We start from the raw sequence: 21,873 nt of genomic DNA on the forward strand, positions 1-21,873 counted from the left end.
GGCTCCGTCTCCTTTCGAGGGAATAGTGAGTAGTCAGTAGTGAGTAGAAAGACGGAAATCCCACTCAGCTGCTACTCGCTCATTCTTCCCTTTTTCACTACTGACTACTGCCTACTCACTATTCACTACTGCGTTAGCCCTTGATCGCCTCGACCAGGGTCGTGCCCAACCGCGCCGGTGAGGGCGAAACCTTAATGCCGGCCGATTCCATCGCCGCGATCTTGTCCTCGGCGCCGCCCTTGCCGCCGGAGATGACCGCGCCCGCATGGCCCATGGTGCGGCCGGCCGGCGCGGTGCGCCCAGCGATGAAGCCCGCCATCGGTTTCCTGCGGCCGCGCTTGGCCTCGTCCTTGAGGAACTGCGCGGCGTCTTCCTCGGCCGAACCGCCGATCTCGCCGATCATGATGATCGACTTGGTCTCGTCGTCGGCGAGGAACATCTCGAGCATGTCGATGAACTCGGTGCCCTTGACGGGGTCGCCGCCGATGCCGACGGCGGTGGTCTGGCCGAGACCGACATTGGTGGTCTGGAACACAGCCTCATAGGTAAGTGTTCCCGAGCGCGAAACAACGCCGACCGAGCCCTTGCGGAAGATGTTTCCGGGCATGATGCCGATCTTGCATTCGTCGGGGGTGAGCACGCCCGGGCAGTTCGGTCCGATCAGCCGCGAGGCCGAGCGGTCGAGCCGTGCCTTGACCCTGACCATGTCCATCACCGGAATGCCTTCGGTGATGCAGACGATCAGCGGGATCTCCGCCTCGATCGCCTCGATGATGGCTTCGCCCGCGCCCGCCGGCGGCACGTAGATGACGGAAGCGTTGGCGCCCGTCCTTTCCTTGCCTTCCGCGACCGTGGCGAAGATCGGCAGGCTCTCGCCCTTCGCGCCGGTCCAGGTCTCGCCGCCCTTCTTCGGGTGGATGCCGCCGACCATTTTTGTCCCGTGATAGGCCAGCGCCTGTTCGGTATGGAACGTACCGGTCTTGCCGGTCAGGCCCTGCACCAGCACCTTGGTGTTCTTGTCGACGAGAATGGACATCGGAGCCCTTTTCTAAAAACCGTTGATCGAGGAAGGCGAGACGCGCCGGTAGACGCCGCTCACCATGTCTTGCCAGCCATCGCTGCCAGCGGGTTTGAAATGCAATCGCATGCGGTAGGTGTCGGTATCGTCGAAAGCATACGTCACACGCGCAAAGCCGCGCGGCGACGACCGCTCAAGAGTGAGTTCACTGCCGTTCCACATGCCGGTGGCAGGCGACACCGGCACGAAGCCCATCGAATCGAACTGGTGCATGGTCACGACGCCGTTCTGATGGTCGACGCCGAACACGTTATGCGAACCGAACGAAATCGTGCCGTCGCGGCGCTGACGATAACGCTGCACCACGAACTGGCCGCCGAACTCCGCTTCCGCCAGCACTTCGCTGGTCGCCGCGCCGCCATCGGCCCATTGCGTGTCCGCCACCTCTTCCTCGCCGCGCCACGCGCCGACCAGCGCCTGCAGGCGCTGATGGTCGGCCGAGAGCGAAGAGAAGGACGCCGCGTTCATGGGTCAGAGCCGCTTCAGATCGGTGACGGTGAGATCGCTCTTGGCGTTGCCGGTGTTGAGCGTCGTCGCCGGCTCGAACATCAACACCACCGGCTCTAGGGTGAGCGAGCGGGGCCGGTGCTCGACACCGCGCGGCACGACGATGAAATCGCCCTCGCCGAGCTCGACCGGACCATCGCGGAAATCAATGGCGATCCTGCCGCGCAGCACGAGGAAGGCTTCGTCCTCATTGTCATGCGCGTGCCAGTCGAAGGCTTCGCCGAACTTGGCGACCTTGGCCTGGCTGTCATTGACATCGCCGGCGATATGCGGATCGAACACCTCGGTGATCGTCCGATCCGCCGCCTCGACCAGGTTTATCTTGCGTGGAGGCACCGGCTCAGCCCTGCACCGCCGCCACGATCTTCTTGGCCGCGTCGTCGAGATCGTCGGCCGAGACGACGTTCAGGCCGCTGTCGTTGATGATCTTCTTGCCGAGCTCGGCATTGGTGCCTTCCAGGCGCACGACCAGCGGCACCTTCAGGCCGACTTCCTTGACCGCGGCGATCACGCCCTCAGCGATGATGTCGCACTTCATGATGCCGCCGAAGATGTTGATCAGGATGCCTTTGACCGCCGGGTCCCTGGTGATGATCTTGAACGCCGCCGTCACTTTTTCCTTCGACGCACCACCGCCGACATCAAGGAAGTTGGCGGGTTCCGCGCCACAGAGCTTGATGATGTCCATCGTCGCCATGGCAAGGCCGGCGCCGTTGACCATGCAGCCGATATTGCCGTCGAGCGCGACATAGGCGAGGTCGTATTTCGACGCCTCGATCTCCTTCTCGTCCTCTTCGGTGGTGTCGCGCAGTTCCATCAGATCGGGGTGGCGGAACAGCGCGTTGTTGTCGAACGACACTTTCGCGTCGAGCACGCGCAGCCGGCCGTTCTTCATCACGATCAGCGGGTTGACCTCGAGCAGGCTCATGTCCTTCTCGACGAAGGCCTTGTAGAGGATCGGGAACAGCGTGCCGCCGTCCTTGGCCGCGTCGCCGTCGAGCTTCAGCGCGCCATTGAGCGCCTTGACGTCGTCGGCCGTGACACCCTTTTCCGGGTCGATGGCGACGGTGATGATCTTTTCCGGCGTGTCGTGTGCGACCGCCTCGATGTCCATGCCGCCCTCGGTCGAGACGACGAAGGCGATGCGGCCGACCGAGCGGTCGACCAGGATGGAGAGATAGAGCTCTCGCTCGATGTCGGCGCCGTCCTCGATATAGAGGCGGTTGACCTGCTTGCCGGCCGGGCCGGTCTGCTTGGTCACCAGCGTTTGGCCGAGCATCTCGTTGGCGTTGGCCACCACCTCGGCGACCGACTTCGCCAGCCGCACACCGCCCTTGGCGTCGGGGCCGAGCTCCTTGAACTTGCCCTTGCCGCGGCCGCCGGCATGGATCTGGCTCTTCACCACATAGAGCGGGCCGGGCAGCGCTTGTGCCGCGGCTTCCGCCTCGCTTGCCTTGAACACCGGCACGCCTTCGGCCACCGGCGCGCCAAAGCTCTTCAGCAGCGCCTTGCCTTGATATTCATGGATGTTCATCGGGAACTATCTCCAGGTCGTTTGCCGGGGGGTGACGTTTGGGCGGGGTTACTTCGAGGCGAGCTGCGGCGCGATCTTGACGCAGGCCTCGGTCAGGCCCTGCACGGTCGCCACCGAAGCCTCGAACATCTTCTGCTCGGCCTTGTTGAGGTCGATCTCGATGACGCGCTCGACACCGCCGGCGCCGATCACCACGGGCACGCCGACATAGGTGCCCTTGACGCCATACTGGCCGGAGAGATGCGCCGCGCAAGGCAGCACGCGCTTCTTGTCCTTGAGGTAGGATTCGGCCATCTGGATCGCCGAGGCGGCCGGTGCGTAATAGGCCGAGCCGGTCTTCAGGAGGCCGACGATCTCGGCGCCGCCGTCGCGGGTGCGCTGCACGATCTGGTCGAGCTTTTCCTTCGAGGTCCAGCCCATCTTGATCAGGTCGGGAAGCGGAATGCCCGACACCGTCGAATAGCGGATCATCGGCACCATGGAATCGCCGTGGCCGCCGAGCACGAAGGCGGTGACGTCCTCGACCGAGACCTTGAATTCCTCGGCCAGGAAGTAGCGGAAACGCGCGCTGTCGAGCACGCCGGCCATGCCGACGACATGGGTCTTGGGCAGGCCGGAAAACTTCTGCAGCGCCCACACCATGGCGTCGAGCGGGTTGGTGATGCAGATGACGAAGGCCTTCGGTGCGTACTTCTTCAGCCCGGCGCCGACCTGCTCCATGACCTTCAAATTGATGCCCAGCAGGTCGTCGCGGCTCATGCCCGGCTTGCGCGGCACGCCGGCGGTGACAATGCAGACATCGGCGCCCTCGATGCCGGCGTAGTCGTTGACGCCGGTCAGCCGGGAGTCGAAACCATCCACCGGCGAAGACTGCGCAATATCGAGCCCCTTGCCTTGCGGGATACCCTCGGCGATATCGAACAGGACCACGTCGCCGAGATCCTTGAGGCCGATCATGTGGGCGAGCGTGCCGCCGATCATGCCAGAGCCGATAAGCGCTATCTTGTTGCGTGCCATGTGAGGATGATTTCCCTTTGTCTGTGACGCGCCAACACGGCGTCGAGGAAGAGGCCGCAATGCTGCGGGGAACCGCGGATTTCGCCGCACCCAATAGCTCCGGTGCGGAATAAATTCAAACGATTATTTCGACCCCTGCATTTTCAATCGGTTAGAGTGTTTGGGATTTACGTAAACGTCAAAATTTGTAAGCCGACTTGGGGGAATTTACACGATGACGATCGAGATCAGAAGGCTCAATCCCTGATATGACGCCCTTGTGATGCGGGTTGCCGACGATGCGTTCGACGAGCCGGTGCGGCCCGATCGCCTTGCCAGCTATCTCGCTTAATCGGGCCATTTCATGATCGTGGCAATCGCCGATCGCAGGGTCGGAACGCGGCTTCCGGCTATTTCAGGCCTGTACCTGCTGCTGCACTTCCGCCTTCGCCTTCCGCCGCTCCGCCCAATCCTCCAGCCAGTCGCGGCTCTGCATTTCGATCAGTCGGGAGGCTGTGCGCTCGAATTCGAACACCTCGACGCCGCGCTTGGCCACATAAAGCTCGTGCGGCGGCGCCTCGGCGCTCATCACCAGGCGCATGTGATGGTCGTAGAGCGTGTCGATCAACAGGATGAAGCGCTTGGCCTCGTTGCGCTTGCCTTCGCCCAACACCGGCACATGGTCGATGAAGACGGTCGAAAACCGGCCGGCGATCGCCAGGTAATCGCGCGCGCCGAGCGGCTTTTCGCAGAGGTCGGCGAAGGAGAAACGCGCGGCATCGCCGGCGGCGGCAGGCACCACCACCTTGCGGCCCTTCAGCGTCAGCGACGTCTCGGCCGTCGGCGCCCCGCGCGTCATCGCCTGCCAGGCCTCGTCGAGCGCCTGGTCGGCCGCCGCCCCGGCCGGCGTGACATAGACCGGCGTGCGGATGAGCTTTTCCAGCCGGTAGTCCTTGTCGCTGTCCAGCGAGAGCACCTGCGTGTGGCGCTCCAATATGGCGATGAACGGCAGGAAAAGCTGGCGGTTCAACCCGTCACGGTAAAGGTTTTGCGGCGCCACGTTCGAAGTGGCGACCAGTACGACCCCATTGGCGAACAGCGCCGAGAACAGCCTGGACAGGATCATGGCGTCGGCGATGTCGGTGACCGAGAACTCGTCGAAGCACAGCACCCAGGCCTGCTCGGCGAGCGCCTTGGCCACCGGCGGGATCGGATCGTCTTCCCTGACCGCGCCTTCCTTGCGCGCCTGCCGGTGCTTCTGGATGCGGTCCTGCACGTCGGCCATGAAGTCGTTGAAATGGACGCGGCGCTTGCGCCTGACCGGCAAGAGCTCGAAGAACATGTCCATCAGCATGGTCTTGCCGCGCCCGACGCTGCCATGGATGTAGAGGCCCTTGACCGCCTCATGCGTCTCGCGCTTGCGGGCAAACAGCCAGCCCAGCGCACTGGACTTCTGCGCCAGCCGCTTGGCTGAAATCTCGTCGATCAGCCGGTCGAGCGCGGCGGCGATCTCTTCCTGCGCAACATCGCGTCCGATCGCGCCGGTTTCCACCAGATGATCGTAGCGTTGCCTGACGGTCACATGGGTCTGGAGGCCGTCACGCAGATGCATCGGTCACGTCGTTGTTCAGAGCAGGATGCCCAAGAGAGAGGGTGTGTCGAGATTCAGGTCAGGCCGCCGGCATCACCTGAATGTCAGCACATCTAGGCTTACCTCGTAAGCGAAATTGGCTGTCCGTTGGAAGTCTGGCCGTCGAATTTCGAGCCGCCCGACGAATAGAGCCGCGCCAGCGAGCCGCCATTCTCGTCATAGAGCGTCAGCTGCTTGCCGGCGACGTTCCAGGACTTGATGCCGTCGATCGGCGGCGGGCAATGCAGCGGGCCGGCGCGGAAGCCGGCGCCGAACTTGGTCTGCGGCGTCGCCACCTTGCAGCTCTGGCCGGAGACGCTGACGTTCCAGACACCGGCGACGCTTCCCGCGTTGAGATCCGCGGCGCCTGCCGGCGCCGCGCCGTCCGGCGGCAGGGAGGCAACCTGCGTGTTTGCCGGCGCGGTCGGGAATTGCGACGGGTCGGTGGTGCCGGGGGAGGCCGGCGGCGGCAGCTGGTTGGAGCTCACCTGGCCGGCAGGCGCCGCCTGCAGCGGCGCCGGTTGCTGGTCGTCCATCGACGAGAACCGTGAGGTTGAGCAGCCGCTCGCAACGAGTGCCGCCAGGGATACGGCCACCAGGCCGCCTTTCGAAAAATTCATTACAACCTCCGTCGGATTCGGCTGGGGGGACGCCGTCCGCGCAATCTCACTTCCACCAAGATGGAGAAGGTGGCGAAATTTCAACCCGATATGGTTAAAATAGAGTTTGCGGCAAGATTGTTGCAAATTTATCGCACTCATCCGGCGAGCGGCGCGCTCGGCACGAACACATATCCATCCGGTCCAACGATATAGCACTCGCGCAGACCATGCGGTTTGTCGATCGCGCCGGCCAGCACGATGTGGCCATGGTCCAGCGCCGCCGCCTCGACCGCGTCGGGATCGGCACCATAGAGGCGCAGCTCGATGCCGGCGCCGCGCGTCTCCGCGCCCGCGATGGAGCCCGTCATCGGATTGTCGAGATAGGAATGGTCGGCATGCAGCATGAACACCGATCCCAGAAGCTCGATCGCCGCGAAATCCTCGTCGGCATAGATCACTTGGGCACCAAGCACGTCGCGGCAGAAGGCCTCCATCGCCACAATGTCCGATACCAGCAGGTTGACGCCGATGCCGGGCGGCAGCGAGCGGCCGAAATCCTCGGCCTTCATCCAGGGGGTCTTGGTCCGCTTCATCGCCTTGGCATCGTCCTCTCGACCCCGCGATCCTAGCCGAGGCCGTTTCTCCGCCCTTGGCCTTCGGCCGGCAAACGCTTGCGCCAGCCGCGGCAGGGCTTATGTCTAGGACGTCTCCAGGAAAAGTGCGCAGCGGTTTTCCCGGGCAAAACGGGCAGCGCTTTCCCTAGGGAAATGCGCGAAAACACAAAGAGTTGACCGAAACCCGCCGGAGCGCAGACCTTGGCCGCAAGGAAGAAAGCCGTCAACCGCTACTACAGCGGCCCGCCCAGCGATCATTTCGACGGCACCCTGTTCTTCAATCCCGGCGGCCGGATGCCCGGCTCCTTTACGGACCTGCTGAAATGGCGGTTCAGCGGCCAACGCTCGAAATGGCCGCCTGCCAGCCGAAGCCCCTTCGCGCCGGCAAAGCCGGCCGCGACGGTCGAAGGCGCCGATCTGACCGTGACCATGGTCGGCCATTCCACCTTGCTGATCCAGACCGCCGGGCTGAACATCCTCACCGATCCGGTCTGGTCGCGACGCACCTCGCCGTTCTCCTTTGCCGGACCCAGCCGCGTCAATCCACCAGGTATCGCCTTTGGCGATCTGCCGGCGATCGACCTCGTGCTGATCAGCCACAACCATTATGACCATCTCGACCTTGCCACGCTGAGGTGGCTGAAGGAGAAGCACGATCCGCTGGTGGTGACGCCGCTCGGCAACGATGCCATCATCGCCGCCGCCGTGCCTGGCATGCGGCTTTCCGCGCATGACTGGAGCGACAGGGTCGATGCCGGCGACGGCACGGCCATCCACATCGAGCCCGCGCATCATTGGTCGGCGCGCGGGGCGCGCGACCGGCGCATGGCGCTGTGGGCCGGCTTCGTCATCGAGACGCCGGGCGGAAATATCTACTTCGCCGGCGATACCGGCTTCCACGATGGCATCAACTACCGGCTGATGGCGAAAAAACATGGCGGTTTCCGCTTCGCCATCCTGCCGATCGGCGCCTACGAGCCACGCTGGTTCATGGCGCCGCAGCACCAGAACCCCGAGGAAGCGGTCCAGGGCATGTTGCTGTGCAACGCCGCCTTCGCCGCCGGCTGCCATTGGGGCACCTTCCAGCTCACCGACGAGCCGTTCGACGAGCCGGTGCGGAAGCTGGTCGAAGCGCTGGACGCCGAAGGCCTGCCGCGAGAGCATTTCCGTGCCTTGCGGCCCGGCGAAGTCTGGGAAGTGCCCCGGATTTGATGGCCTCGGGAACCCAAGCCCGACAGCCGCGTTTTTCAACCGGTTTCAATGCGTTCGGCTTGTGAGGCGTTCCCATGCTCAAATGGATCATCATTCTCCTGATCATCGCCGCCGCGGCGAGTCTGCTCGGCATGCCGGCGCTGGCCGGCGCCGCTGCCACTGGCGCGCGCATTCTCATCGGCATCGTGCTCATCATCTTCCTGTTGATCTTGTTCGGGGTTTTCGCGGTGACGTAAGTCCGGCTTGGCCGTGACTTCGGTCCGGCACCTTGCCGTGACTTCGGTCCGGCACCTTGCCGTGACTTCGGTCCGGCACCTTGCCGTGACTTCGGTCCGGCGCCTGAAAGCGGCTGCGCACTGGTAATTCCTGCCCGTTTCCGCCATATAGCGCCGAACGGACATGGAATTTTCGGAGCAATGGCAGGCACGGCCCCTTTCGCCAAGATGAACGGCATCGGCAACGAGATCATCGTTGCCGACATGCGTGGCCGCGCGGATCGGGTGACGCCCGCCGCTGCCATCGCGCTGAATGCCGACGCGGCGACGCGGTTCGACCAGATCATGGCGATCCACGACGCCAGGACGCCGGGCACCGCCTATTTCGTCGACATCCTGAACTCCGACGGGTCGGGCGCTCAGGCTTGCGGCAACGGCATGCGCTGCGTCGTCCAAGCGCTGGCCGCCGAGACCGGCGAGAAGACCTTCACCTTCGAGACCGTGGCCGGCATTCTCAATGCCCGAGAACACGCCGACGGCTCGATCTCGGTCGACATGGGCACCCCGCGCTTCGGCTGGCGCGACATTCCGCTGGCCGAGGAGTTCCGCGATACCCGCATGATCGAATTGCAGGTCGGCCCGATCGACGCGCCGGTGCTGCATTCGCCCTCCGCCGTCTCGATGGGCAACCCGCACGCCATCTTCTGGGTCGATGATGACGTCTGGACTTATGAACTCGACCGTTTCGGTCCGCTGCTCGAAAACCATCCGATCTTTCCCGAGCGCGCCAACATAACCATCGCGCAGGTCACCTCGCCCGAGAGCATGATCATCCGCACCTGGGAGCGCGGCGCCGGCCTGACCAAGGCCTGCGGCACCGCTTCCTGCGCGGCTGTCGTTGCCGCAGCGCGCACCAGGCGCACGGGCCGCAGCGTCAACCTTTTGACCCCCGGCGGCGGCACGCTGCATGTCGAGTGGCGCGATGACGACCACGTCATCCTGACCGGCGCGGCCGAATGGGAATTTTCCGGCAGCTTCGATCCGTCGACTGGACAATGGGTCCGCGACACCGAAAGCGCGGCCTGATGTCCGCTCTTGCCAAAGGCGTCGACGTGGCGAAGCAGCCCGGCCGCATCGACGTGATGACCTTCGGCTGCCGCCTCAACACCTATGAGTCCGAAGTGATGCGGCGCGAGGCCGAAAGTGCGGGCCTCGCCGCGCTGGCAGGTGGCGCCGTGATCTTCAACACCTGTGCCGTCACCGGCGAAGCGGTGCGCCAGGCCAGGCAGGCGATCCGCAAGGCGCGCCGCGACAACCCGGCCGCGCGCATCATCGTCACCGGCTGCGCCGCGCAGACCGAGCCCGAAAAATTCGCCGCCATGGACGAGGTCGATCTGGTCCTTGGCAATGAGGAGAAGCTCAAGGCCAATTCCTATCGCGCGCTGCCTGATTTCGGTGTCAACGACACCGAGAAGGCGCGCGTCAACGACATCTTCTCGGTGCGCGAGACCGCCGGCCACATGGTCGACGCCATCGAGGGCCGGGCACGCGCCTTCGTGCAGGTGCAGAACGGCTGCGACCATCGCTGCACCTTCTGCATAATCCCCTATGGCCGCGGCAATTCGCGCTCGGTGCCGATGGGCGCCGTGGTCGAGCAGGTCAAGCGGCTGGCGGGCAACGGCTATGCCGAGATCGTGCTGACCGGCGTCGACATGACGTCTTTCGGCGCCGACCTGCCCGGTGCGCCGAAGCTCGGCAAGCTGGTGAAGACCATCCTGAAACAGGTACCCGACGTGAAGCGCCTGCGGCTGTCTTCCATCGATTCCATCGAGGCCGACGAGGACTTGCTCGACGCCATCGCCACCGAGCCGCGGCTGATGCCGCATCTGCATCTGTCGCTGCAGTCGGGCGACGACATGATCCTGAAGCGCATGAAGCGCCGGCATCTGCGCGACCAGTCGATCCGCTTTTGCGAGGATGTGCGCAAGCTGCGTCCCGGCATTGTTTTCGGCGCCGACATCATCGCCGGCTTCCCGACCGAGACCGACGCCATGTTCGAGAATTCGCTGGAAATCGTCGAGGAATGCGGCCTGACCCATCTCCACGTCTTCCCGTTTTCACCGCGCGAAGGCACGCCCGCCGCGCGCATGCCGCAGGTTCGCCGCGAGCTGGTCAAGCAGCGCGCCGCCCGGCTGCGCGCCGCCGGCGAAGCAGCCTATGTCAGGCATCTCTCTTCGCTCGCCGGCAGCCGCCAGTCGATCCTGATCGAGCGCGATGGCCTCGGCCGCACCGAAGGGTTCACGCTTGCCGCACTCGGCACCGGAGCGCCGGGAGAGATCGTCGAAGCTGATATAACCGGCCACGATGGCATCAGGCTGATAGCCGCCCCCCTTGCCGCCCACGCCGCCTGAGAACGCAAGAGCATGGCTGGTTTTTTCAAGAAGATATTTTCGTTCGGCAAGAAGGAGGTCGTCGAGGAGCGCGTCGACGAAACCGCCCCGCTGCCGCCGATCAAATGGGACCAGCTCGACGCGCTGAAGCCGGCGGCCGAGCAGGCGGTGCCGGAGTTTTTGAAGCGCGAGGAGCCGACGGCGGAAGCCCCGCCAGCGGCCGAACCCGCTCCGGTCCAGGCCGCGCCTAGACCGGAGCGCGAGGAGCCCAAGCCCGAACCTGTCCCCACCATTCCGCCTGCGCCGGAGCCGACCGTTCCGTCAGAACCGGAGCCGCAGCCGAAGCCTGCGCCGGAAGAGAAGCCGGCACCCCCGCCCGAGACGCCTGAACCGCCTGCGCCCGAAGAGGTTCCGACGACGCCGGTCGTGCCGGAGCCCACGCCCGAGCCACAGCCGCAAGAAGTGCCACCACCCGCGCCATCCGAGCCGGAGATCGTTCCCTCGCGTCCGGAGAGGCAACCGGAACCCGCGCCCGTCGAAGTGCCGGCCGGGGTGCCTGCACCAGTCGAAGTGCCTACGCCGTCGCCGGTTGAAGTGCCTCCATCGGCTGCCTCCGAGCAGCCGACTTCCAAGGCCGGCGCTGCCCCTCATCCGCCTGCCGGCACCTTCTCCCCGTATAGGGACGGGGAGAAGGAAGCTGATCGCGATGCCGGCGCCGCTCTTAGCGACGTCAAAGAAAAAAGCTCACCGCTGACGCCCCCCTCTCCCCGTCCTTCACGGGGAGAGGGTGAGGGGCTGCGCCGGCCTGCGGAAATTATCCCATCTCCGATCGAAACCGCTCCATCAGCGGAAATCGCCCCTCCCATTCGCCAGCCTGCACCGGTCGAAACACAACCGATCATTGCCGAGGTTGCACCCGAGCCTCAATCGGTCCCGCAACCCGAACCAAAATCCGCGCCCGGCAAGGTGACCGTCGCCAAGAAGGTCGAGCAGAAGGCCGAGCCGGTAAAGGCGCCCGAGCCGGCGCAGAGGCGATCCTGGTTCCAGCGCATGCGGGACGGGCTTGCCCGGTCCTCGCGCGAGCTGACCGGCAACATTGCCGGCGTCTTCACCAAGCGCAAGCTGGACGAGGAGACGCTGCAGGACCTGGAGGACGTGCTGATCCGCGCCGATCTCGGCGTGGAAACGGCGCTGCGCGTCACTGATTCACTGGCCTCGAGCCGCTACGGCAAGGACGTCTCCGACACGGAGGTGCGCGCCGTCATGGCGGCCGAGGTGGAGAAGGTGCTCGCCCCGGTCGCAAAATCGCTCGAGCTCGACCTTTCGCACAAACCGCATGTCATCCTGGTGGTTGGCGTCAACGGCACCGGCAAGACCACGACGATCGGCAAGCTCGCCGCCAAGCTGACCGATGGCGGCCTGTCGGTGATGCTGGCCGCCGGCGACACCTTTCGCGCCGCCGCGATCGAGCAATTGAAGATCTGGGGCGAGCGCACGAAATCGCCGGTCGTTGCCTCCAAGCTCGGCGCCGATGCCGCCGGCCTTGCCTACGACGCCTTCGAAAGGGCCAAGGAGGCGGGCTCCGACGTGCTGATCATCGACACCGCCGGCCGGCTGCAGAACAAGACCGAACTGATGGCGGAGCTGGAAAAGATCGTCCGCGTGCTCGGCAAGCTCGATCCCGAAGCGCCGCACACGGTGCTGCAGACGGTCGACGCCACCACCGGACAAAACGCGCTCAACCAGGTCGAGATCTTCCGCAATGTCGCCGGCGTCAATGGCCTGGTGATGACCAAGCTGGACGGCACGGCGCGCGGCGGTATTCTGGTGGCGATCGCGGCAAAGCACAGATTGCCGGTCTATTTCATCGGCGTCGGCGAACAGGTCGACGACCTCGAACCTTTCTCGGCAAGCGAATTCGCCAGGGCGATCGCTGGCGTGGCTTGAACAAGCACGATGCCGGAAGTGCTTCCGGATTGGATCGTGCGTAAGAAGGAAACCATGAACCCACCCATTCTCGAACGCGATCCGTCCGACCCGCAGAAAGAGAAGAAGGAAGGCGTCAATCCCGTGCTCAAGCTGGCGCTGGAGCTTGGACCGTTGATGGTCTTCTTCTTCGCCAATGCGCGCGGCGAGTGGCTGACGCAGAAATTACCCGTGCTGGCCGAGTTTGGCGGCCCTATCTTCGTCGCCACCGGCCTGTTCATGGCCGCGACCGCGATCGCGTTGATCGCCTCGTGGCTGCTCACCCGGACCTTGCCGATCATGCCGATGGTGTCGGGCGTCGTCGTCTTCATCTTCGGCGCGTTGACGCTCTATCTGCAGGACGACATCTTCATCAAGATGAAGCCGACCATCGTCAACACCCTGTTCGGCGGCGTGCTGCTCGGCGGCCTCTTCTTCGGTCGCTCGCTGCTCGGCTATGTCTTCGAGTCCGCCTTCAAGCTCGATGCCGAAGGCTGGCGCAAGCTCACCTTCCGCTGGGGCCTGTTCTTCCTGTTCCTGGCCGTCGTCAACGAAGTCGTCTGGCGCAATTTTTCCACCGACGCCTGGGTTACCTTCAAGGTCTGGGGCATCATGCCGATCACGCTTCTGTTCACCTTCAGCCAGATGCCGCTGATCCTGCGCCATTCGCTCGACGACAAGGCCGGCGGGGAGGAGAACGCCGGCAAATAAGGCAGGGGCTAAAAGGGGAGAGCCATGGAATTCGTCACCACCCAGGAAGAGCTGCGGACGATCTACAAGACCCCACGTCCGACCGATGGCTCGATCCGCAAGGAACTGAAGGCGCTCGACGGCCATTGCCGCTCCTTCATCGGCAAGAGCCCGTTCGTGCTGATCGGCTCGTCCGATGGCGAAGGCAATGCCGACGTCACCCCGAAAGGCGACAAGCCCGGCTTCGCCGCCATTCTCGACGAGAAGACGATCGCCATCCCCGACCGGCCCGGCAACAACCGGCTGGATACGCTGGAGAACATCCTGCGCAATCCCTCGGTCGGGCTGCTCTTTCTCATCCCGGGCATGAACGAAACGCTGCGCGTCAACGGCGACGCCCGCATCACCGTGGATGCCGCCTTGCGCCAGCGCCTCGCGATCGACGGCAAGGCGCCGCAAAGCGTCATCGTGGTCGCCGTCAAGGCCGCCTACATGCATTGCGCAAAGGCCTTCATGCGCTCCGATCTGTGGAAGCCCGACAGCTGGTACGACCGCGCGACGCTGCCGACGCTCGGCCAGATCCTGCGCGACCAGCTGGCATTGGCCGATTCGGCCGAGGCGACCGACCGCTGGCTGGACGACGAGTACAAGCAGACGATGTGGTAGGGTTTCGGCCCACGAATCGCCCGGACCTGTCCATCTTGCTCAATCTTCTTGCCATCTCGGGCAGCCTGCGGGCGGCCTCCACCAATTCGGCCCTGGTCGCGGCATTGGCGTTGAACGCGCCCGAGGGCTGCCGCGTCACCGTCTATGACGGACTTGGCCGCCTGCCGATCTTCAACCCCGACGACGAGGGCGAGCGAACGCCCCGCGAAGCCTCCGACCTGATCGACGCCGTTACCGGCGCCGACGGCGTCATCGTCTCCTGCCCCGAATACGCCCATGGCGTGCCGGGCGGACTGAAAAACGCGCTCGACTGGCTGGTCTCGCGCGACGCCGCCGTGGGCAAATCGGCCATGCTGGCGCACGCCTCGGCACGCTCGCTCCATGCCCGCGCGGCGCTGGCCGAGATCATGCGCACCATGTCATTCGCGCTGTTCGAAGGCGGACCGGAGATTGCCCTGCTCGGCAAGAAGCCGCCGGAAGTGGCGAGCATTCTGGCTGAGCCGGCAAACGTGCTGGCCATGCGCGAGACGCTCACGGCCTTCGCGGATTTCATCCGCGCGCGATGAGCGGCAGCCTCTCTTCCTTCTCCCCTTGTGGGAGAAGGAAGAGGCGCCCTATTTCTTCGCCCGCAATGTCTCGACATCGGTCTTGCCGACATACCAGTCGCGGGCGTTGACTTCCTCGAAGACCACCCAGACATCGTCATTGCCAAGCCCGGTGGCGTCCATGATGGCCGCCGTGACTTTCCTGGCGATGTCAGCCTTCTTGCCGGCCGGATCGGCGGCGATCACTTCCTTGACGATGCGGATGTTGACGAATGGCATGGCGTCCTCCCGTTCATTCCTGATCAGTACGTCTTGGCCCCATTCACCATCAGCCGCACCGCATAAAGCGAGGTGGTGCCGGCGATGTAGAGGCAGTTCAGCTTGGCGCCGCCGAACACGCAATTGGCGGTCACCTCCGGCACCTTGACCTTGCCGATCAGCGTGCCGTCCGGATCGTAGCAATGGATGCCGTCGGCCGCGCTGGTCCAGATACGCCCGTCGGCATCGAGCCGGAAGCCGTCGAACAGGCCGGCGGTGCAGTCGGCGAACACCTTGCCCCCCGAAATCTTCTTGCCGTGCTTGCCGACATTGAACACCCGCATATGCGCCGGATTCTGCGCGCCATGGGTGCGGCCGGTGTCGACGACGTAGAGCAGGCTTTCATCGAGCGAAAAGGCAAGCCCGTTCGGCCTGACCATATCGGTGATCACCGCTTCGACCTCACCGCTGTCGGGGTCGACCCGGTAGACATGGCAGGCGCCGATCTCGCTCTCGGCCTTGTCGCCTTCATAGTCGGTGTCGATGCCATAGGTCGGGTCGGTGAACCAGATCGAGCCGTCGGACTTCACCACCACGTCGTTGGGCGAGTTCAGCGGCTTGCCCTTCCATTTGGCGGCGACGGTGGTGACCGAGCCGTCATGCTCGGTGCGGCTGACGCGGCGGCCCGAATGCTCGCAGGTGACCAGCCGGCCCTGCCGGTCGACGGTGTTGCCGTTGGAATTGCCCGACGGCTGACGGAACACGCTGACGCTGCCGTCGGTCTCGTCAAAGCGCAGCATGCGGTTGTTCGGAATGTCGGACCACACGACATAGCGGCCGGCGGCGAACCAGGCCGGCCCTTCCGCCCAGCGGCAACCGGTGAACAGTTTCTCCACTTGCGCGTTGCCGTTGAACAGGCGCGCGAAACGCGGATCGAGAATTTCGTAATAGTCTGCGGCCGCCATGCATTTCCTCCCGGCATCACGTGACGCCGGGATCAAGCCAGCCCGCGACCGATCTGGCAAGACGGGGTATCAGCAATTTGTAAGACAAAACGGACAGGGCGTCCCTTAGGACGCCATTAACCGGCTATGCACGCAGCGCAATGGTGCATTGCAACATCTTCTTTTTGCAATGCACCATTACTATGTCATGTTCCGTATCGATCAAGGGAGGAAGAACCAGCCGCGAGAATGCGGCACAGAAGGAACCTTGCTATGATCTTCAACGATCTCATGACCCGCGCTCGCAGCAGCATCGCCAAGCGCAAGCACTACAACCGCCTCGTCGCCGAAATCGACAGCTTCTCCAGCCGCGATCTAGCCGACATGCGCGCCGACCGCTCGGAAATGCTCTACCAGATCCACAAGCAGATCTACGGCTGATTTCTTCAGTCGAGTGTCTCGGCGCCGCCCAGGCGCTTTGAGATTCAGGTCAGGCCGAGCCGAAAATGGTGGTTTCCGAGAACCGGAGCGGAGCGTACTTAAGTACGTGAGCGCCGGAAGCGCGGGAAGCCTCCATTTGCAGGCCGGCATCACCTGAATATCAATACGCCGCGAGCGCCTTGTCGATCTGCGGCAGCAGAAGCTCCTTGGCTGACTCGGCCGTCAGCGGGCCGACATGCTTGTAGGCTATCTTGCCATCCTTGCCGATGACGAAGGTTTCCGGCACGCCATAGACACCCCAGTCGATCGCCGTGCGGCCGGCTTCGTCGACGCCGATCGCCTGGAACGGGTTGCCGAGGTCGCCGAGGAAGCGGCGGGCGTTTTCCGGCCGGTCCTTGTAATTCAGCGCCGCCATCACGAATCGCTTGTCCTGCGCCAGCGCCAGGAGCACCGGGTGTTCTTCCCGGCATGGCGCGCACCACGACGCAAAGACGTTGACCAGCGTGACCTTGCCGGCGAAGGCTTTCGAATCGAGCCCCGGCAGATTGCTGCCCTCCAGGGGCGGCAGGCTGGTCTGCGGCGCCGGCAGACCGATCAAAGCCGACGGCACTTCCGAGACATCGCGCCCCGACAACAACTGCGACAGGAACAGTCCGGCCAGGCCGAGAAAGACCAGCAGCGGCAGAAACACGAACAGGCGGCGACGGGTCGGCGGCGGCGTTTCGGTTTCGCTGCTCACGGCTTTCCCGCCCCGGTCTTCTCGGAGCGCCGCCGCACCCCGGCCGCCTCGAGTTCGGCGAGTTCGCGCTTGCGTGCCCGCTGGTCGAGCAGGATCCAGCCGATCAGTCCGGCCAGCACGATCGCCGTGATGGCGTAGGCGGCGGTGACGTAGAGTGCATGCGGGCTCATGCCGGCCGCCTCCTTGGCATGCCGCTCGCCAACCCGGTCCGTTCGCTGCGCTCGCTCATGCCTTCCCTTAACCTCGCGCCACGGGCCGCGCAATCGGCCGCCGCGCCGCAGCCTCTGCCGCTCGTGGCCGCCTCAATCCGTGCCATGGCGCAGCGCCAGCGCCGCTGCCACGGGGCCCAGCACCGCAAGAAACAAGGTCAGCGCGGCAAGAATGAGGAAAGGCTGCAGGAACGGATCGGGATTGGCCGTCGCGCCATAGCTTGCCGAAACGCCAAAGATCAGCACCGGGATGGTCAGCGGCAGCACCAGCACCGAGATCAGGAGCCCGCCACGCGGCAGCGCCACCGCCACCGCGGCGCCCACGGCGCCGATAAAGGTGATGGCCGGCGTGCCGACCAGAAGCGTCAGCGCCGTGGCGCCGATCGCCAACGGCTCCATGTTCATGAACAGGCCGAGCAGCGGCGCGGCGACAACCAGCGGCAAGACGCTGCCCGCCCAGTGCGCCACGCATTTCACCAGCACCGTCAGCGCCAGCATGTGCCGGTCGTTGCCGAGCACCAGCAGATCGAGCGAGCCGTCCTCGCGGTCGGCCTGGAACAGCCGGTCGAGCCCGAGCAGGCAGGCAAGCAGCGCCCCGATCCACAGGATCGCCGGGCCGATGCGGGCCAAGAGCTTGAGGTCCGGCCCGACGCCAAACGGGATGGTGGCGATGACAGCGAGGAAGAAGATGACGCCAGTCAACGCGCCGCCGCCGGCGCGGATCGAAAGGCGGATGTCGCGGAGGAGGAGGGACCACATTACGATGTGGTCCCTTGCTGAGGCTGGCGTTCTGTCGCGCCCCCCTCTGTCCTGCCGGACATCTCCCCCACGAGGGGGGAGATCGGCAGCTTCGACCATCGCGCCTCTTTTGAGACGTAGGAGATTGGCGAAAGCCGAGACAACATCCAATCTCCCCCCTCGCGGGGGAGATGCCCGGCAGGGCAGAGGGGGGCGCCGTAGAGTGCTGACATCAAAGGGCCTCCCCCATTGCCAACGCCTTCGCCCCCTCCAATCCCAGCGGCAGATGCGTCGCCGCCACGATCATCCCGCCATCCGCGCAATGCCCGCGCATCAGTCCCGCGAACCGCGCCTCCGAGGCCTTGTCCAGCCCCGCCGTCGGCTCATCCAGCAGCCACAGCGGCCTATGGCCGACCAGAAGTTTCGCGATCGCCGCGCGTCGCCTTTGCCCGGTCGAGAGATAGCCGAACGGCAAATGGCCGATGCCGCTGAGCCCGACTGTTTCCAGCGCCTCCTCCACATCGAGCCGGCCTTCGCCATGGAACTCCCGCCAGAAGCGCAAGTTCTCCGTCACGCTCAGCGCCGTCTTCATTGCGTTCTGATGGCCGAGATAGTGGCAGGCCGAGGCGATCGAGGGGAATTCGTCGCCGCCGCCTTCGAGCAGCAGGCGGCCTTCGGCTTTCGGCAGCAGGCCGGCGACCACCCTGAGCAAGGTCGATTTGCCCGAACCGTTCGGCCCGGTGACGACCAGCGCCAGTCCGGCCTCCAGCGCAAAGCCGATGCCGGAGAACACCGCCGCGCCGCCGCGCTCGCCGCCTAGATTTTCGGCGATCAGCCGCATCCCGTACTTGTCCCTGGAACGATGCGGCACGGTCGCTGCCGCATCGCACAAATTTGCTTTGCAACTGTCTAGAACTATTCCAGAAAATTCTCTATATCCGGGTCATCCGTGCCAGCGGTCGGCTCGGGAACAGAATTAGCGCCGGACCAGCGCACGCGCCGCCTTGAACGGCTCGGGTTGCTTGGGAGCGGACAGCGGAAATGGCCGTACCCGCACCTTTGCGCGTGATTGCATGCCATCGGCGTCCGTTCCCTTTCAGGCTGAACAGACAAGGATCGCACGTGTCAAAATCCCTCGACAGTTTCAATTGCCGCCGCACGCTGAAAGCGGGCGACGCCGAGTATGTCTATTTCGACCTCGTCGAGGCCGAGAAGAACGGCCTCACCGGCATTGCCCAGCTGCCCTATTCGATGAAGGTGCTGCTGGAAAACCTCCTGCGCAACGAGGACGGCCGCTCCGTCACCAAGGACTCGATCCAGGCGGTGGCCGGCTGGCTGACCGACAAGGGCACCGCCGGCGTCGAGATCGCCTATCGCCCGGCCCGCGTGCTGATGCAGGATTTCACCGGCGTTCCCGCCGTGGTCGATCTCGCCGCCATGCGCGATGCCATGGCTTCGCTCGGCGGTGATCCGCAGAAGATCAACCCGCTGGTGCCGGTCGACCTCGTCATCGACCACTCCGTGATCGTCGACGAGTTCGGCACGCCGATGGCCTTCGCCCGCAATGTCGAGCTCGAATATGAGCGCAACGAGGAGCGCTACAAGTTCCTGAAATGGGGCCAGCAGGCGTTCCGCAACTTCCGCGTCGTGCCGCCCGGCACCGGCATCTGCCACCAGGTCAACCTCGAATATCTCGGCCAGGTCGTGTGGACCAACACCGAGGACGGCGAAACTACGGCCTATCCCGACACCTGCGTCGGCACCGATTCGCACACCACCATGATCAACGGCCTTGGCGTGCTCGGCTGGGGCGTCGGCGGCATCGAGGCAGAGGCGGCCATGCTCGGCCAGCCGGTTTCCATGCTGCTGCCCGAGGTCATCGGCTTCCGCCTCACCGGCAAGCTCAAGGAGGGCGTCACCGCCACCGACCTCGTGCTCACCGTCACCCAGATGCTGCGCAAGAAGGGCGTCGTCGGCAAATTCGTCGAGTTCTTCGGTCCCGGCCTCTCCAACATGACGCTGGCCGACCGCGCCACCATCGGCAACATGGCGCCCGAATATGGCGCCACCTGCGGTTTCTTCCCGGTCGATTCGGAAACCATCCGCTACCTCACAATGTCCGGCCGCAGCGAGGACCGCATCGCCCTGGTCGAGGCCTATTCCAAGGCGCAGGGCATGTGGCGCGAGGCCGGCTCCGCCGACCCGGTCTTCACCGACCTGCTCGAACTGGAGTTGGACAGCGTCGTGCCGTCGATGGCCGGTCCCAAGCGGCCGGAAGGCCGTGTCGCGCTCGAAGGCATTCCGGCCGGCTTCGCCAAGGCGATGGAGACCGAATACAAGAAATCCGCCGAAATCTCCAAGCGCTACGCCGTCGAAGGCACCGATCATGACCTTGGCCATGGCGACGTCGTCATCGCCGCCATCACCTCGTGCACCAACACCTCGAACCCATCAGTGCTGATCGGCGCCGGCCTGCTTGCCCGCAACGCCAACCGCGTCGGTTTGAAGCAGAAGCCGTGGGTAAAAACCTCGCTGGCCCCTGGCAGTCAGGTGGTGGCGGAATATCTGGAGAAGTCGGGCCTGCAGAAGGAGCTCGACCAGATCGGCTTCAACCTGGTCGGCTTCGGCTGCACCACCTGCATCGGCAATTCCGGCCCGCTGCCGGCGCCGATCTCCAAGACCATCAACGACAAAGGTTTGATCGCTGCCGCGGTGCTCTCCGGCAACCGCAACTTCGAAGGCCGCGTCTCGCCCGACGTGCAGGCGAACTACCTGGCGTCGCCGCCTCTGGTCGTGGCGCATGCGCTCGCCGGCACCGTCAGCAAGGACCTGACCACCGAGCCGCTCGGCGACGACAGGAACGGCAATCCGGTCTATCTCAAGGACATCTGGCCGAGCTCGGCTGAAATCCAGGAGTTCATCGAGAAGAACGTCACGCGCGAGCTGTTCGCCCGCAAATATGCCGACGTCTTCAAGGGCGACGAGTACTGGCAGAACGTCAAGGCGCCGGAAGGCCAGACCTATGCCTGGGACAACAATTCGACCTATGTGCAGAATCCGCCCTACTTCGCCGGCATGACATCAGGTTTCGGCAAGATCGGCGACATCAAGGGCGCGCGCGTGCTCGGCCTGTTCGGCGACAAGATCACCACCGACCACATCTCGCCGGCCGGTTCGATCAAGGCGGCCTCGCCGGCCGGCAAATACCTCACCGACCATGGCGTCGGCGTTGCCGACTTCAACCAGTACGGCACGCGGCGCGGCAACCATGAGGTGATGATGCGCGGCACCTTCGCCAACATCCGCATCCGCAACCACATGCTGGGCGAGAACGGCCGCGAGGGCGGCTACACCATCCACTATCCCACGAAGGAAGAGGAATCGATCTACGACGCGGCGATGGAATACAAGAAGGAAGGCGTGCCGCTGGTCATCTTCGCAGGCGTCGAATACGGCAACGGCTCGTCGCGCGACTGGGCGGCCAAGGGCACGAACCTGCTCGGTGTCCGCGCCGTCATCGCCCAGTCCTTCGAGCGCATCCATCGTTCGAACCTGGTCGGCATGGGCGTCATCCCCTTCGTGTTCGAGGACGGCACCTCATGGGCTTCTCTCAACCTGAAGGGCGACGAGCTGGTCGAGATCGACGGATTGAGCGCCATCAAGCCGCGCAAGACGATGACCGCCAAGATCACCTATGGCGACGGCACGGTGAAGAACGTGCCGATCATCTGCCGCATCGATACGCTGGATGAGCTCGACTACTTCAAGAACGGCGGCATCCTGCAATACGTGCTGCGCGATCTGGCGGCGTAGAAAGCAGAGAGTAGGGGAGTAGGAAAAAGGAAAGGCCCGGGAACGGGTAACCTACTCCCCTACTCCCCTACTCCCCTACTCCCCTAC

General features: G+C 64.5%; 24 protein-coding genes. 10 read left to right on the forward strand and 14 right to left on the reverse strand.

The window, feature by feature from the left end; genetic code table 11:
* Positions 1-133 precede the first annotated feature (133 nt).
* The 8 genes from sucD to LB543_RS12870 form a co-directional block, all read right to left on the reverse strand.
* A complete protein-coding gene (gene sucD, locus LB543_RS12835; RefSeq protein ID WP_140764058.1) occupies positions 134-1,036 on the reverse strand; it encodes a succinate--CoA ligase subunit alpha in 903 nt (300 codons plus the stop codon).
* Positions 1,037-1,048: 12 nt separating this feature from the next.
* Positions 1,049-1,546 carry a DUF1579 family protein gene (locus LB543_RS12840; RefSeq protein WP_140764055.1) on the reverse strand — a complete coding sequence of 166 codons (498 nt, stop codon included), beginning with the start codon at positions 1,544-1,546 and terminating at the stop codon, positions 1,049-1,051.
* A gap of 3 nt (positions 1,547-1,549) precedes the next feature.
* A complete protein-coding gene (locus LB543_RS12845) occupies positions 1,550-1,921 on the reverse strand; it encodes a cupin domain-containing protein (protein ID WP_224614345.1) in 372 nt (123 codons plus the stop codon).
* Between the two features lie 4 nt (positions 1,922-1,925).
* Entirely contained in the window at positions 1,926-3,119 is a 1,194-nt protein-coding gene (sucC, locus tag LB543_RS12850) for an ADP-forming succinate--CoA ligase subunit beta (RefSeq protein ID WP_224614346.1), read from the reverse strand.
* A gap of 48 nt (positions 3,120-3,167) precedes the next feature.
* Positions 3,168-4,136: a malate dehydrogenase gene (mdh, locus tag LB543_RS12855; protein WP_015315009.1), complete on the reverse strand. Its 969-nt coding sequence runs from the start codon at positions 4,134-4,136 to the stop codon at positions 3,168-3,170.
* Between the two features lie 394 nt (positions 4,137-4,530).
* Positions 4,531-5,727 carry a cell division protein ZapE gene (zapE, locus tag LB543_RS12860; protein WP_224614347.1) on the reverse strand — a complete coding sequence of 399 codons (1,197 nt, stop codon included), beginning with the start codon at positions 5,725-5,727 and terminating at the stop codon, positions 4,531-4,533.
* A gap of 98 nt (positions 5,728-5,825) precedes the next feature.
* Positions 5,826-6,365, reverse strand: coding sequence for a protease inhibitor Inh/omp19 family protein (locus LB543_RS12865; RefSeq protein WP_140764041.1), 540 nt, complete (start codon positions 6,363-6,365; stop codon positions 5,826-5,828).
* 137 nt (positions 6,366-6,502) lie between these two features.
* A complete protein-coding gene (locus LB543_RS12870) occupies positions 6,503-6,940 on the reverse strand; it encodes a VOC family protein (protein ID WP_224614348.1) in 438 nt (145 codons plus the stop codon).
* 222 nt (positions 6,941-7,162) lie between these two features.
* On the opposite strand from LB543_RS12870, the gene LB543_RS12875 reads away from it, so the two are divergent.
* From LB543_RS12875 to LB543_RS12910, 8 genes are all read left to right on the forward strand, one after another.
* Positions 7,163-8,173, forward strand: a complete 1,011-nt coding sequence (locus LB543_RS12875) for an MBL fold metallo-hydrolase (RefSeq protein WP_224614349.1) — start codon at positions 7,163-7,165, stop codon at positions 8,171-8,173.
* Positions 8,174-8,247: 74 nt separating this feature from the next.
* A complete protein-coding gene (locus LB543_RS12880; protein WP_140811241.1) occupies positions 8,248-8,409 on the forward strand; it encodes a DUF1328 family protein in 162 nt (53 codons plus the stop codon).
* Between the two features lie 180 nt (positions 8,410-8,589).
* Positions 8,590-9,474 carry a diaminopimelate epimerase gene (gene dapF / locus LB543_RS12885; protein ID WP_224614350.1) on the forward strand — a complete coding sequence of 295 codons (885 nt, stop codon included), beginning with the start codon at positions 8,590-8,592 and terminating at the stop codon, positions 9,472-9,474.
* Positions 9,474-10,799, forward strand: a complete 1,326-nt coding sequence (mtaB, locus tag LB543_RS12890; protein ID WP_224614351.1) for a tRNA (N(6)-L-threonylcarbamoyladenosine(37)-C(2))-methylthiotransferase MtaB — start codon at positions 9,474-9,476, stop codon at positions 10,797-10,799. The genes dapF and mtaB overlap by 1 nt, the downstream gene beginning before the upstream one ends.
* Positions 10,800-10,811: 12 nt before the next feature.
* Positions 10,812-12,725 (forward strand): signal recognition particle-docking protein FtsY, encoded by a 1,914-nt coding sequence (ftsY, locus tag LB543_RS12895; RefSeq protein ID WP_224614352.1) that lies wholly within the window; start codon positions 10,812-10,814, stop codon positions 12,723-12,725.
* Positions 12,726-12,779: 54 nt separating this feature from the next.
* Complete coding sequence (locus LB543_RS12900) at positions 12,780-13,454, forward strand: septation protein A (RefSeq protein WP_224614353.1); 675 nt, start codon at positions 12,780-12,782, stop codon at positions 13,452-13,454.
* Positions 13,455-13,478: 24 nt separating this feature from the next.
* Positions 13,479-14,099 carry a pyridoxamine 5'-phosphate oxidase family protein gene (locus LB543_RS12905; protein ID WP_224614354.1) on the forward strand — a complete coding sequence of 207 codons (621 nt, stop codon included), beginning with the start codon at positions 13,479-13,481 and terminating at the stop codon, positions 14,097-14,099.
* 35 nt (positions 14,100-14,134) lie between these two features.
* Positions 14,135-14,665, forward strand: coding sequence for an NADPH-dependent FMN reductase (locus LB543_RS12910; protein WP_224614355.1), 531 nt, complete (start codon positions 14,135-14,137; stop codon positions 14,663-14,665).
* A gap of 48 nt (positions 14,666-14,713) precedes the next feature.
* On the opposite strand, the gene LB543_RS12915 is transcribed toward LB543_RS12910, so the two are convergent.
* Both LB543_RS12915 and LB543_RS12920 read right to left on the reverse strand, forming a co-directional pair.
* A complete protein-coding gene (locus LB543_RS12915; RefSeq protein WP_023774508.1) occupies positions 14,714-14,923 on the reverse strand; it encodes a tautomerase family protein in 210 nt (69 codons plus the stop codon).
* Positions 14,924-14,946: 23 nt separating this feature from the next.
* Complete coding sequence (locus LB543_RS12920; protein WP_140811249.1) at positions 14,947-15,867, reverse strand: SMP-30/gluconolactonase/LRE family protein; 921 nt, start codon at positions 15,865-15,867, stop codon at positions 14,947-14,949.
* A 252-nt stretch (positions 15,868-16,119) separates the two neighbouring features.
* Between LB543_RS12920 and LB543_RS12925 the strand changes: the two genes are divergently transcribed.
* A complete protein-coding gene (locus LB543_RS12925; protein ID WP_023774506.1) occupies positions 16,120-16,287 on the forward strand; it encodes a hypothetical protein in 168 nt (55 codons plus the stop codon).
* Positions 16,288-16,447: 160 nt separating this feature from the next.
* Here the strand turns inward: LB543_RS12925 and LB543_RS12930 are convergent, their stop codons facing one another.
* The 4 genes from LB543_RS12930 to ccmA form a co-directional block, all read right to left on the reverse strand.
* Positions 16,448-17,026: a DsbE family thiol:disulfide interchange protein gene (locus tag LB543_RS12930; RefSeq protein WP_224614356.1), complete on the reverse strand. Its 579-nt coding sequence runs from the start codon at positions 17,024-17,026 to the stop codon at positions 16,448-16,450.
* On the reverse strand, positions 17,023-17,196 hold the full coding sequence (gene ccmD / locus LB543_RS12935; protein WP_224614357.1) for a heme exporter protein CcmD: 174 nt from the start codon (positions 17,194-17,196) through the stop codon (positions 17,023-17,025). Before ccmD ends, LB543_RS12930 begins: the two co-directional genes overlap by 4 nt.
* A gap of 132 nt (positions 17,197-17,328) precedes the next feature.
* Positions 17,329-17,994, reverse strand: coding sequence for a heme exporter protein CcmB (ccmB, locus tag LB543_RS12940; protein WP_140764002.1), 666 nt, complete (start codon positions 17,992-17,994; stop codon positions 17,329-17,331).
* Positions 17,995-18,205: 211 nt separating this feature from the next.
* Complete coding sequence (gene ccmA / locus LB543_RS12945) at positions 18,206-18,814, reverse strand: heme ABC exporter ATP-binding protein CcmA (protein WP_224614363.1); 609 nt, start codon at positions 18,812-18,814, stop codon at positions 18,206-18,208.
* A 281-nt stretch (positions 18,815-19,095) separates the two neighbouring features.
* On the opposite strand from ccmA, the gene acnA reads away from it, so the two are divergent.
* Entirely contained in the window at positions 19,096-21,786 is a 2,691-nt protein-coding gene (acnA, locus tag LB543_RS12950; RefSeq protein ID WP_224614358.1) for an aconitate hydratase AcnA, read from the forward strand.
* The last annotated feature ends 87 nt before the right edge of the window (positions 21,787-21,873 follow it).

This window comes from Mesorhizobium sp. ESP7-2, from assembly GCF_020164715.1.
In the GTDB taxonomy this organism is placed as follows: domain Bacteria; phylum Pseudomonadota; class Alphaproteobacteria; order Rhizobiales; family Rhizobiaceae; genus Mesorhizobium.